This window comes from Xylanibacter ruminicola 23 (assembly GCF_000025925.1).
Lineage (GTDB): Bacteria > Bacteroidota > Bacteroidia > Bacteroidales > Bacteroidaceae > Prevotella > Prevotella ruminicola.
On the sequence record NC_014033.1, the window covers coordinates 644,284 to 657,298 of the forward strand.

Here is a 13,015-nt window from a genome sequence, read left to right on the forward strand (position 1 = left end):
AATTTGAAGTATGAAGAAGTATATACTTGACCTCAAGGTGAAGCAGGTAGAGCAGATCCATCAGCGTTATGTACTTATAAAACTAACTGATGATAAACCTCTGCCCGATATGCTGCCCGGTCAGTTTGTCGAGGTGCGTGTAGATGGTTCAACATCTACCTTTTTACGCCGCCCCATTTCCATTAACTTTGTTGATCGCAACGCCAACGAGCTTTGGCTGTTAGTAGCTACCGTTGGCGACGGAACCCGAACATTAGCTAAACTGCAACCTGGTGACACGCTTAACTGTGTGCTGCCATTAGGCAACGGCTTTACTGCTGCCAAGGCTGGCGAAAAGGTGCTGCTGGTTGGTGGTGGCGTAGGTGTGGCCCCCCTGCTGTATATGGGTGCCGAGATGAAGCGCCAGGGTATTGAGCCTACATTCCTGTTAGGAGCGCGTACGGCTAACGACCTGCTGATGCTGCCTATATTTAATATGTTCGGGCGCGTGTACGTAACAACCGAGGACGGATCGATGGGCGAGAAGGGCTTTGTAACTAATCACTCGCTGCTGAACGAGGAGCGTTTCGACCGTATCAGTACCTGTGGCCCTACGCCGATGATGAAGGCTGTGGCTCGTTATGCCCGTCAGAATAGCATCGACTGTGAGGCCTCGTTAGAGAACCTGATGGCTTGCGGACTGGGTGCTTGCTTGTGCTGCGTAGAGAAGACTACCGAGGGCAATTTGTGTGTTTGTAAGGATGGACCCGTGTTTAATATTAAGAAACTGTTATGGCAAGACTAAATGTAAAGATTGCTGACTTGGAGCTGAAGAACCCTGTGATGACTGCATCGGGTACTTTTGGCTACGGATTGGAGTTTGCCGACCTGATGCCTCTGGATGGTATCGGTGGTATTATTGTGAAGGGAACCACCCTGAATCCACGTGAGGGAAACGACTATCCACGTATGGCCGAAACAGCCAGCGGGATGCTGAACTGCGTAGGACTGCAGAATAAAGGCGTAGATTACTTCTGTGAGCACATTTATCCGCAGATTAAGGATATAGATACCAATATGATTGTAAACGTGAGCGGATCGAGTCCTGAGGATTATGCTGAGTGTGCTGCCCGTATCGATGCATTAGAGAATATCCCTGCCATCGAGCTGAATATCTCGTGTCCTAACGTAAAGGATGGAGGTATGGCTTTTGGTGTTACCTGTGCTGGTGCTGCCAGCGTGGTAAAGGCTGTGCGCCAGCGTTACCACAAAACGCTGATAGTAAAGCTGAGTCCTAATGTAACTGATATAGCTGAGATTGCGCGAGCTGTAGAGGCTGAGGGTGCTGATAGCGTATCGCTGATTAATACGCTGATGGGTATGGCTATTGATATCGAGAAGCGCAAAACGCTGTTGAGCATTAATACAGGCGGATTGAGTGGCCCTTGTGTAAAGCCTGTGGCGCTGCGTATGGTATGGCAGGTGGCTAAGGCCGTTAAGATACCTGTAATAGGCTTAGGAGGCATTAGTTGTGCCAAGGATGCCATCGAGTTCCTGATGGCTGGTGCAACGGCCATCGAGATAGGTACAGCCAACTTCCTGGATCCGGCAGTAAGTATCAAGGTGAGGGACGGCATTAACGAGTGGCTTGATGCACACGGCTGTAAGGATGTTAGCGAAATCATAGGGGTTATTTAACCCCTTTTTTGTGCCGTATAGATAAAAATTTGGGGGCTACCAATCGGCAGCCCCCAACCAACACAAAAACTAAACTAGACTTAACTAAAGCAATTCCGGGGTTTTCCCAAATCCCTGATTGCGGTGCAAAGATACGCATAGTTTTTGAAACTACCAAATCTTTTTTGCATTTTTTTGCAATCGGGGTGTCCTTTTCTATAAAATTACCGCATTTCGCAGTAAAATATAGTCTAAAATTGTCATTGCAGCCATCGATTCAACAACTGGTACTGCTCTGGGCAAAACGCACGGATCGTGGCGCCCGTGAGCAGTGAAAGTGGTGGCATTTCCTTCCTTATCTACCGTTTGCTGTTCGGTAAGAATTGTGGCTACTGGTTTAAAGGCCACACGGAAGTAAATGTCCTGCCCGTTGCTGATGCCGCCCTGAATGCCGCCACTGTGATTGGTTGTGGTGGTGATGGGCTGCTGATCGCCAGTTGATGGTACGAACACGTCGTTCACCTGACTGCCGCGCATGGTGGCACTGTTGAAACCATCGCCATACTCAAAGCCCTTAACGGCATTGATGCTGAGCATGGCCTGACCTAACGAGGCGTGCAACTTATCGAACTCAGGCTCGCCTAAGCCTGTGGGGCATCCCTTAATCACACAAGTAATGATACCGCCAATGGTGTCGCCCTCGGCCTTTACCTTTGCTATCAGCGCCTCCATTTCGGCTGCTTTCTGCTGGTCGGGGCAACGTACGGCGTTAGTCTCGGTAAGACTAGGGTCGTAGCGGCTGTAATCCTTATCAAGTGCAATATCGCCTACCTGTGATGTGTAGGCCTGAATACTGATTCCCTTCTGGCGCAATACCAGTTTGGCCAATGCGCCGCCCACGCAACGGCTGATGGTGATACGTGCCGATGAACGGCCGCCACCACGATGATCGCGGATGCCGTACTTCTCGAAATACGTGTAATCGGCATGCGATGGACGGAAAAGATTGCGCATATTCTCGTAATCGTTGGAGTGCTGATTGGTGTTACGAACGATGAATCCGATGGGGCAGCCTGTAGATTTGCCCTCAAACACGCCGCTCAGCAGTTCTACACGGTCGGCTTCCTGTCGTGAGGTGGTGATAGCACTCTGACCAGGGCGACGGCGATTCAGTTCGCTCTGAATAAACTCCATGTCGATGTCGATGCCGGCTGGCATGCCATCAATCACGCCGCCAACGGCCTCGCCATGACTCTCGCCGAAGGTTGTGAGTGTGAATATGTGTCCAAATGTGTTGCGCATAGGGGTAGGGGGAATTTTTTATGGGTTAGTGACAGTGTCCGCAACCGCAACCACAGCCATCGTCGTGGTGGTGATGCTCGTGATCGCAGCCTTCGTGATTGCAGCCCTCGTGGTCGCCTCCGCAGCCACCACAACCGCCGCATCCACCTGTCATATGCTTAATCAGGTGCTGAATCTCCTCGTCGGTAGCCTCGCGGTTCTCAATCACCTTACCCTTGAAGTTCAGGGTTTTGCCAGCCAATGGGTGGTTGGTATCAACGGTAACACCGTCTTCCTCGATCTTTACCACCTTAGCCATGAACTGATGGTCCTCGTTGTCCATCAGGGTGATAACAGCGCCCTCGAAGATGTTGTCGTGATCGAAATGACCGTTAACAGTAAATACCTCGCGGCTAACCTTGTGAACGCCCTCAGTTACATACTCGCCGAATGCCTGAACTGGAGCCAGCTCGAAATCAAAGTCGCTGCCCTTTTCAAGACCCTTTACCTTCTCCTCGAAAGCATCGAGTGCTACGCTGAATCCGGTGATAAACTCAAATGGACGGTCATCGCCAGTCTGCTCCTCAAGCTCACTCTTGCCATCCTTCAGGCTGTACAACTGGTATACAACCGACATGAATCTGTTTTTTGTCTCTTCCATTATACCTATTATATATATATTTAGTTTCAGCCTGCAAAGTTACGCATTTTCTGCCAAATACACGAACGTTTAATTGGAAAAAGTAAAAAAATACTTATTTCTGCCTTTCTTTGATATGTATCAATAAAAAAGCTGTGTTCGCACACAATTACACAAAAATGCTTGTGAGTATCAAAAAATCGCCGTACCTTTGCATCGTCAAAAAGACAAAAGGATAACAAATTAAAGTATAAAAGTAGGTTGGCTGTAAAAAGTCACCGAGTAAAAAAAAGAAAGGGTAAAAAGATGAAAAAGATGATGATGACATTGGTAGCAATGCTGAGCATGACAACTGCATTTGCTGAGGGTGAGAACACTAACGCTGTAGCAAACGTAGAGGCTTACAAGATGGACGTAAACATGGATAAGCTCTCAAAGGTTCTGAACCTGGCTATCGACCAGCGCGAGGCTGTTGAGAACATCCACAATGTATTCAATACTGAGATCTCATATGCAGCTCAGGCTAGCAACAGCGAGCGCGAGGCTATGGTTAAGCACGCTATCGATACCGACGTTAAGCGTATGCGCTACGTACTCAGCGAGGATCAGATGCGTACATACCTGCTGCTGCTGAACACCACTATCAACAACCGTGGTTTGAACAAGTAAATTCGTAGTTTTTTAGTTATTATTGGTCATTCTTTATAGAGGCATTCCTTTGGGATGTCTCTATTTTTATGCTTAAAATTTGCAAATGTCGATTTTTTTTGCTTACTTTGCACGCTGAAAACGATAATAACTAAATAATATCATAACAAGGTATGAAGAAAATTAAGTTTTTACTCATGTCGATGGTTGCCGCTGTGCTGGTTAGCTGCGGTACCACAAGTACTGTGCCTATCACAGGACGTAAGCAGAATCTGATGGTTAGCGATGGTGAGATGCTGAGTCTGTCGACCCAGCAGTATCAGGAGTTTATGAAAACTGCCAAGCTTTCTACCGATGCCGCCAAAACCGCTATGGTTAAGCGTGTGGGACAGAATCTGGCCAACGCTGTGGTAAGCTATCTGAATGCTAACGGTATGCAGAACGATGTGCAGAACTACAAGTGGCAGTTTAACCTGGTGGCCGATAAGCAGGCCAACGCATGGTGTATGCCTGGCGGACTGATTGTGGTTTACGAAGGTATCTTGCCTATCACACAGGACGAGGCTTCGTTGGCTATCGTGCTTGGACATGAGATTGCCCACGCTGTAGCACGTCACTCTGCCGAGCAGATGAGCACCCAGATCAAGCAGCAGTATGGTGTGCAGGGAGCAGGTGCTCTGGCCAGCATTCTGGGTGTAGGCAGCAATACCGTTGCCGTCGGCCAGGCTGTGGTTAGCTCTGGTATCAACTTGTTTAATCTTAAATACTCGCGTAGCCATGAGAGCGAGGCTGATTACATGGGTTTGATTTTTGCTGCGATGGCAGGTTATAATCCTGAGGCTGCTGTTACTTTCTGGCAGCGTATGGCTTCGGCCAGCACCAGCAACACATCTGAGTTCCTGAGCGATCACCCTTCAGATGCTACACGTATCAAGAATATTCAGGGATGGTTGCCCGAGGCTAAGAAGTACTACAAGCCAAAGACCACCACTACGGCTAAGAAGACAACCACCACAAAAAAGACTACAACTAAAAAAACTACAAAAAAGAAGTAAATAAATGAAAAGAAGTACAATTACTATCGCGTTTGCTGCCTGCGCAATGATGGCACAGGCGCAGACACAGGGTGGAGGCATTTCTGCCCAGATGTTACAGGAAATCCAGAAGGAGCAGAAACAGTGTGGCAAGGAGCGTGTTATCGCTAATGCCATCTATGGTATGAGCATTGATGCGCTGGCCAAGAACTACAAGGTGGCCGCCCTGCCTATCGACACTCATTTCTCGGTTGAAACCCGTAAGCAGTCGATTACCGACCAGAAATCATCTGGACGTTGCTGGATGTTCAGCGGACTGAACGTGCTGCGTTCAAACTATATGGCTCAGGCCGATTCAGTAAGCATCGAGTTCTCGCAGGCTTATCTCTTCTTCTGGGATCAGTTGGAGAAGTCGAACCTGATGCTTCAGGGCGTGATTGATACCGCCAAGAAGCCTATGGACGATCAGCGTGTGCAGTTCTTCTTCCATTCGCCTATTGGTGATGGTGGTACTTTCTGCGGTGTGGCCGACTTGGCACCCAAATACGGACTGGTTCCCTCGGAGATTATGCCTGAGAGTTTTACCAGCGAGAACACCTCGAAGGCTCGCAGCCTGATTTCGTCGAAGCTGCGTGAGTTCGGACTCCAGCTGCGTGATATGGTAGCTAAGAAAAAGAGTGCTGCCGATATCCAGAAGGCTAAGACTGAGATGCTGGGTCAGATTTATCGCATGCTGAAGCTGACACTGGGTGTTCCCGTTGAGAAGTTCACCTACGCTTTCCACGATAAGAACGGTCGCCAGCTGGGCGAGGCCAAGGAGTACACTCCACTGAGTTTCTATCAGGAGGTTGTTGGTGGCGATCTGAATGGCACCTTCATTATGGTGATGAACGACCCACGCCGCGAGTATTACAAGACCTACGAGGTAGAGTATGATCGCCACACCTACGACGGCAGCAACTGGCGCTATCTGAACCTGCCTATGGAGGAGATTGAGCAGTTGGCTATTGCCTCGCTGAAGGATGGCCGTAAGATGTATAGCTCGTACGATGTAGGCAAGTTGCTGGATCGTAAGCGCGGCTATGCTTCGTTAGATAATTTCGACTACGGATCGGTATTCGGAACTACCTTTAAGATGGACAAGGCTCAGCGTATTTCTACTTTTGACAGTGGTTCTACCCACGCTATGACATTGACTGCTGTCGACCTGGATAACCAGGGTAAGCCCATTAAGTGGAAGGTTGAGAACTCGTGGGGTGCTACCAGCGGCCAGCAGGGCTGCCTGATTATGACTGCCGACTGGTTCCGTGAGTATATGTTCCGCTTGGTTGTAAATAAAAAGTATGTGTCAGAGAAGTTGCTGAAGGCATACAATACCAAACCGGTTATGGTAATGCCCGAGGACCCATTGTTCTTGCCCGATGAGTAAAGCTATTATTGTAGGCGCCTCATCAGGTATCGGACTCGAAGTGGCCCGTCTATTCATCCAGCGCGGCTGGACGGTAGGCGTGGCCGCTCGTCGTTTAGACCTGTTGCAACCCATTGGCGCCGCCGATGTGGAGCAGATTGATGTGACCAGTGCTGATGCACCCGAAAAGCTGATGCAGTTGGTTGATCGCCTGGGTGGTATGGATTTGTTTTTCTATGCCTCGGGTATCGGGAAGCAGAATCGTGAACTAACGCCCGATATCGAGTTGGCTACAGTTGAAACCAACGGCTTGGGCTTTACCCGTATGATTGGCTGTGCCTATCGCTATTTTGCCCAGCAGGGCAGGGGGCATATTGCAGCCATCACCTCTATCGCTGGTACCAAGGGGCTTGGTCCGGCACCAGCCTATTCGGCTACCAAAGCCATGCAGAACGTGTATCTGCAGGCCTTAGAGCAGCAGGCCAACGCCCGAAAGCTCGATATCAGGTTTACCGATATCCGTCCAGGTTTTGTGGATACGGCCCTGTTGAGTGGCTCATTCCACTATCCCATGATGCTGAAGCCACAGGCTGTGGCACGCGAGATTGTGAGTGCAATCGAACATCATAAGCACATTCGTGTGATCGACTGGAAATATCGCATCCTGACTGCCGTTTGGCGCAGAATACCCAGATGCATCTGGCGTAGAATCAAGTTATAATTCAGTTAAAACTAAACTATATAATAATGAATAAGGTAGAGAAATATCAGTTGCTGCAGCAGCAGATTAAGGCGCTGAGCGCTGGTGAGACCGATCAGGTGGCTGTGATGGCTAATGTGGCCGCAGCCATACATTTGGAGATGGGATTCTGGTGGACAGGATTCTATCGTGTACAGAACGGCGAGTTGGTACTGGGTCCATTCCAGGGACCTGTGGCCTGCATGCATATCGGCTATGGCAAGGGCGTATGCGGAACCTCGTGGAAACAGGGCGAGACCATTGTGGTGCCCGATGTAGAACAGTTCCCTGGTCATATTGCCTGCAGCAGCGAGTCGCGTTCGGAAATCGTTGTGCCTGTAAGATCGGCCGAAGGCGAAATAATAGCAGTACTAGACATCGACAGCAAGGATTTGGCAACATTCGATGAGGTTGACAAGCAGTGGCTGGAAGAGATTGTCAAGGTGTTCGAATAAAAAATAAAAAAACGCAGAGAAATTTTTGGCAGTGTGGGCAGAAATGCTTAAATTTGCACCCGATTTAAATAGTTAACGCCCAAGTCGCATCCTCGTGTAGGGTGTGAGCGAACTGACAAGACGACGGCTCTCGGGTAGGGCTGGCACGGAACGCAGGGATTAAGTACAACTCCTTGGCAAGCTTATTGGCGAGCCGAGTAAAAATTTAAAGCTATATGGCACAAATGAATTTCGGTGGCGTAACAGAAACTGTTGTCACCAGCAAAGAGTTCTCACTTGAGAAAGCACGTGAAGTATTGAAAAATGAGACCATCGCTGTAATCGGTTATGGCGTTCAGGGACCAGGTCAGGCCTGCAACCTGCGTGATAACGGATTTAATGTGATTGTGGGTCAGCGCCCTGGCAAGACCTACGACAAGGCTGTGGCCGACGGTTGGGTTCCTGGCGAGACTCTGTTCTCTATCGAGGAAGCCGCTGAGAAGGGTACTATCCTTTGCATGCTGCTCTCTGATGCTGGTCAGATTCAGCAGTGGCCCACCATCAAACAGTATCTGAAGCCTGGCAAGACTCTTTATTACAGCCACGGTTTCGCCATCAACTGGAGCGATCGTACAGGTGTAGTTCCTCCAAAGGATGTTGACGTAATTATGGTTGCACCTAAGGGTAGTGGTACCAGCCTGCGCACTATGTTCTGCGAGGGTCGTGGTTTGAACTGCTCGTATGCTGTTTATCAGGATGCTACTGGTAAGGCTAAGGAGAAGACTCTGGCCTTTGGTATCGGTATTGGTGCCGGATATATGTTTGAGACCACCTTCGAGCGCGAGGCTACATCAGACTTGACTGGTGAGCGTGGTTCGTTGATGGGTGCCATTCAGGGACTGCTGCTGGCTCAGTACGAGGTACTGCGTGAGCACGGACACTCTCCCTCAGAGGCTTTCAATGAGACTGTAGAGGAATTGACCCAGAGCCTTGGCCCTCTCTTCGGTGCTAAGGGTATGGACTGGATGTATGCTAACTGCTCGACCACCGCACAGCGCGGTGCGCTCGACTGGGCTCCACGATTCCACGATGCTATCAAGCCCGTTATGGAGTGGTTGTACTACTCGGTACAGACGGGTAACGAGGCACAGATTACCATCGACGCTAACTCGAAACCCGACTACCGCGCTGGACTGGAGAAAGAGTTGGAGGCTATGCGTAATCAGGAAATGTGGCGTGCTGGCGAGACCGTACGTAAGCTGCGTCCTGAGAACCAAGACGTATAACACTACAATCACGGGGGTGCACACGCATCCCCGTGATTCATTTTTAAATATGATATGGGAAAATTAGTAATTAATTCGTACGATGAATTCGCAGCCCACTTGGGTGAGGAGCTCGGCGCTTCTGACTGGCTGCAAGTAGACCAAGACCGTATTAATCTTTTTGCCGACGCTACACTGGACCATCAGTGGATTCACGTTGACGTGGAGCGCGCCAAGAAGGAGAGTCAGTATCAGAGCACTATCGCTCATGGCTATCTGACCCTGTCGCTGTTGCCTTATATGTGGGACCAGATTATCGAGGTGAACAACATCAAGATGCTGGTTAACTACGGAATGGACAAGATGCGATTCGGACAGCCAGTTATCACAGGCTCAAAGGTACGTTTGGTCACCAAGTTGCACAACATTCAGAACCTGCGTGGTATCTGTAAGGCAGAGATTGAGTTCAGAATTGAAATCGAGGGGCAGCGCAAACCCGCACTCGAGGGTATCGCTTCGTTCCTGTATTATTTTAATTAATAGGTATGGGTGGATTTTTTGGAACCATTTCCACAAAGTGCTGTGTAAACGATTTGTTCTACGGCACCGATTATAATTCGCACCTGGGTACCAAGCGTGCAGGACTGGTAACATTCGATGAGGAGAAAGGTTTTAGTCGTAAAATCCATAACCTGGAGCGTGATTACTTCCGTTCTAAGTTTGAGGATGAACTCGACTCGTTTTCAGGAAAACAGGGTATTGGCGTAATTAGCGATACCGACCCACAACCCATACTCGTTAACTCGCACTTAGGCCGCTATGCCGTAGTTACCGTAGCTAAGATTAACAACCTGGAAGAGATAGCACAAGAACTACTGGATCGCCGCATGCACTTTAGTGAGTACTCGGCCAATACCATCAACCAGACAGAGCTGGTGGCCCTGCTTATTAATATGGGTCGCACATTTGTTGAAGGTATCAACCTGGTGTACAAAAAGATTGAGGGATCGTGCTCGATGCTGATTCTGACCGAGAAGGGTATTATTGCTGCCCGCGACTTCCTGGGCCGCACACCTATCGTTATCGGACAGAAGGATGGCGCCTATGCCGTAAGTAGCGAGACTACCAGTTTCCCCAATCTCGACTATAAGCGTGTTCGTGACCTTGGTCCTGGCGAGATAGTATTCCTTACTGCCGATAAGCTGGAGGTACTGCAGGAGCCTTGGAAACGTGAGCAGATCTGCTCGTTCCTTTGGGTTTACTATGGTTTCCCCGCATCAGATTATAATGGTATCAACGTAGAAAACGTACGTGAGACCAATGGTAAGATGATGGGTGAGAAGGATGAGACTGAGGTTGACTGCGTTTGCGGTGTGCCCGATTCGGGTGTCGGTATGGCGCTCGGTTATGCAGAGGGTAAGGGGGTACCTTACAAGCGTGCCGTGCTGAAGTACACACCAACCTGGCCCCGTTCGTTTACTCCTGGCAACCAGGAGCGCCGTTCGCTGGTGGCTAAGATGAAACTGATACCTAACCCAGCTTTGCTGAAGGATCAGCGCGTGGTATTCTGCGACGACTCTATCGTACGTGGTACACAACTCAAGGATAACGTAAAGACTTTCTTTGAGTATGGCGCTAAAGAGGTGCACTGCCGTATCTCTTGTCCTCCATTGGTTTATGGTTGTCCATTCATCGGCTTTACCTCGTCAAAGAGCGATATGGAGTTGATTACACGCCGTATCATCAAGGACTTTGAGGGCGACGATAAGAAGAACCTGGAGAAGTACGCTACCACCGACTCGCCTGAGTACAAGCGTATGGTAGATGAGATTGCCAAGCGTCTGGGCCTGACCTCGCTGAAGTTTGCTAAGCTCGAGGATCTGGTTAAGAGCATTGGTATGGACAAGTGCCGCGTGTGCACACACTGCTTTGATGGCAGTAGCTACTGTCACGAGCATGATAAGGAAGACAATCGTCAGCTTAAGTTGGATTTCTGATTTAAGACTTTGCGATACAACCATCCTCCAGTCGGATGATATATTCTTCGTCTGTGAGATATTCAATTGCAGCATCGAGTTCGCTTACGGGCAGCTCGATGCTTTTTAATTCGGTAATAAAGTGGGGTTTGCCATCATCCAGCAACTGCAGGATTTTCTGGGCAGCCGCATTTAGGCGGGCTTCAACCACCATGCCCTCGGCGCGATGAGCCAGACATACATCGCACTGCTCGCAATTATGATCGTTCTCCTCGCCAAAATAGCGTAATAGTTGTCGGCTACGGCATACCTTATCGTTGGTAGCGTAGCGAATCATAGCCTGAATATGTGCTTCGAACTGTACTTTGCGCTCTTCGTACACCTCAGGCATCAGTTGTATAAACTCCTTGTCTTCGCGTCGCTGGGTATAGCGTATGTAAGGCGTTTTTTTCTGAGGAATAAAATGCAGGATATGGCGCTGCGACAAACTCTTGAGTATCAGGTAAACCTGCTGTGGCTTTAAGTTGGTGGCCTGCGCCAGGAAAGCCTCGTCGATAAAATTGTAATCGGTAAACAGGCCGCCGTAGTTGCGCAGCAGGGCCGTGATGATAGCCTCTTCGTTCGGACTGTTGTTTTCCAATCGATACAGGTCGTTACGGCTCACGGTAAACATAACGCGTGCCTTGTTGTCCTGCTCTTCGGTATATTCCAGATAGCCTGCGCGCTGCAGAATCTTGAGGGCCGAATCAACACGGATAGGGAAGTGGTTGAAGTTGTGGCAGAACTTATCGATATTAAACTCGAACGTATGGTTATAACCCGAGCCCACACCTATCTGATAATAATAGGCCAGATGCTCATAAACCTGGCGGATGTAATCCTTATCAGGGAAGGTGTCGGTAATGCGTTTTTTCAGTTTGGTTTCGTCGTGACGGTTATACAGCAGCACAGCATACGCCTTGAAACCATCGCGACCAGCACGCCCTGCCTCTTGGAAATAGGCCTCGATACTATCCGGACAATCCATATGTATCACCACGCGTACATCGGGCTTGTCGATACCCATGCCAAAGGCGTTGGTGGCCACCATTACACGATACTTGTTTTCCTGCCACTCGCGCTGTCGCTCATCTTTCGTGCTGGCATCAAGGCCTGCATGATAGAATGTGGATGTGATGCCGGCCTCGCTGATAATCTGCGAAAACTCCTTAGTGCGCAGGCGACTGCGGGCATACACAATGGCCGAGCCCTTCACGTGTTTCAGAATGTGTATCAGTTGTTCAGTCTTATCCTCAGCATGCCTTACCACATAAGCCAGATTCTTGCGTTCAAAGCTCATCTTGAACACGTTGAAATCACCCGTCAATTTTGCTTGGATATCGTCAACCACTTGTGGCGTGGCTGTGGCAGTAAGAGCCAATACGGGCACGCCAGGCACCAGTTTGCGTATCTGGGCTATCTGCAGGTATGAGGGACGGAAATCGTAACCCCATTGCGAAATACAGTGGGCTTCGTCGACCGTAATAAAGCTCACCTTCATGTGGCGGAGCTTGGTTTGGAATAAGTCGGATGAGAGTCGCTCTGGTGAAACGTAGAGCAGCTTGATGGCGCCAAAGATGGCGTTTTCGAGTGTTACAATGATTTCTTCGTGGGTAAGTCCGCTGTAGATAGCGGCTGCTTTAATCCCTCTGCGGCGCAGATTCTCAACTTGGTCCTTCATCAGGGCTATCAGCGGGGTAATCACAATGCAAGTACCCTCGTGTGCCAAAGCTGGCACCTGGAAGGTAATGGATTTACCACCACCTGTAGGCATCAGTCCTAATGTATCGTGGCCACTACCGATAGACTCGATGATTTCGCGCTGAATACCGCGGAAATCATCGTAGCCCCAGTAGCGATGGAGAATCTCCCTATAATTATCAATTGTCAATTGT

Annotated in this window: 13 protein-coding genes; 10 read left to right on the plus strand and 3 right to left on the minus strand. The window is 49.4% G+C overall.

All coding sequences use genetic code 11. The annotated features are described in order from the left end of the window. Positions 1–10: 10 nt before the first annotated feature. Positions 11–784 (plus strand): dihydroorotate dehydrogenase electron transfer subunit, encoded by a 774-nt coding sequence (locus PRU_RS02755; RefSeq protein ID WP_041385584.1) that lies wholly within the window; start codon positions 11–13, stop codon positions 782–784. Next, positions 772–1,677, plus strand: coding sequence for a dihydroorotate dehydrogenase (locus PRU_RS02760; protein ID WP_013065029.1), 906 nt, complete (start codon positions 772–774; stop codon positions 1,675–1,677). Before PRU_RS02755 ends, PRU_RS02760 begins: the two co-directional genes overlap by 13 nt. A 195-nt stretch (positions 1,678–1,872) precedes the next feature. Here PRU_RS02760 and aroC read toward each other — a convergent pair whose 3' ends face one another. After that, positions 1,873–2,958, minus strand: coding sequence for a chorismate synthase (gene aroC / locus PRU_RS02765; protein ID WP_013065628.1), 1,086 nt, complete (start codon positions 2,956–2,958; stop codon positions 1,873–1,875). A gap of 25 nt (positions 2,959–2,983) precedes the next feature. Continuing rightward, the gene (locus PRU_RS02770; RefSeq protein WP_013064445.1) at positions 2,984–3,598 is read right to left on the minus strand and encodes an FKBP-type peptidyl-prolyl cis-trans isomerase; all 615 of its coding nucleotides are present in this window, start codon (positions 3,596–3,598) and stop codon (positions 2,984–2,986) included. Positions 3,599–3,883: 285 nt separating this feature from the next. Here PRU_RS02770 and PRU_RS02775 point away from each other — a divergent pair, with 285 nt between their 5' ends. The 8 genes from PRU_RS02775 (at position 3,884) to PRU_RS02810 (ending at position 11,102) form a co-directional block, all read left to right on the plus strand. Continuing rightward, entirely contained in the window at positions 3,884–4,246 is a 363-nt protein-coding gene (locus tag PRU_RS02775; RefSeq protein WP_013065240.1) for a hypothetical protein, read from the plus strand. Between the two features lie 152 nt (positions 4,247–4,398). Next, on the plus strand, positions 4,399–5,280 hold the full coding sequence (locus PRU_RS02780) for a M48 family metallopeptidase (protein ID WP_013063130.1): 882 nt from the start codon (positions 4,399–4,401) through the stop codon (positions 5,278–5,280). Positions 5,281–5,284: 4 nt separating this feature from the next. Next, the gene (locus tag PRU_RS02785; protein WP_041385587.1) at positions 5,285–6,688 is read left to right on the plus strand and encodes a C1 family peptidase; all 1,404 of its coding nucleotides are present in this window, start codon (positions 5,285–5,287) and stop codon (positions 6,686–6,688) included. Beyond that, a complete protein-coding gene (locus PRU_RS02790; RefSeq protein WP_013064603.1) occupies positions 6,681–7,388 on the plus strand; it encodes an SDR family NAD(P)-dependent oxidoreductase in 708 nt (235 codons plus the stop codon). Before PRU_RS02785 ends, PRU_RS02790 begins: the two co-directional genes overlap by 8 nt. 26 nt (positions 7,389–7,414) lie before the next feature. Further along, the gene (locus PRU_RS02795; protein ID WP_013063368.1) at positions 7,415–7,861 is read left to right on the plus strand and encodes a GAF domain-containing protein; all 447 of its coding nucleotides are present in this window, start codon (positions 7,415–7,417) and stop codon (positions 7,859–7,861) included. Between the two features lie 215 nt (positions 7,862–8,076). Further along, positions 8,077–9,126, plus strand: a complete 1,050-nt coding sequence (gene ilvC / locus PRU_RS02800) for a ketol-acid reductoisomerase (protein ID WP_033151233.1) — start codon at positions 8,077–8,079, stop codon at positions 9,124–9,126. A gap of 54 nt (positions 9,127–9,180) precedes the next feature. Further along, positions 9,181–9,645: a MaoC family dehydratase gene (locus PRU_RS02805; protein ID WP_013065248.1), complete on the plus strand. Its 465-nt coding sequence runs from the start codon at positions 9,181–9,183 to the stop codon at positions 9,643–9,645. 5 nt (positions 9,646–9,650) lie between these two features. Beyond that, a complete protein-coding gene (locus tag PRU_RS02810) occupies positions 9,651–11,102 on the plus strand; it encodes an amidophosphoribosyltransferase (protein ID WP_013064641.1) in 1,452 nt (483 codons plus the stop codon). Between the two features lies 1 nt (position 11,103). On the opposite strand, the gene PRU_RS02815 is transcribed toward PRU_RS02810, so the two are convergent. Continuing rightward, a complete protein-coding gene (locus PRU_RS02815) occupies positions 11,104–13,011 on the minus strand; it encodes a RecQ family ATP-dependent DNA helicase (RefSeq protein WP_013063725.1) in 1,908 nt (635 codons plus the stop codon). Positions 13,012–13,015 lie beyond the last annotated feature (4 nt).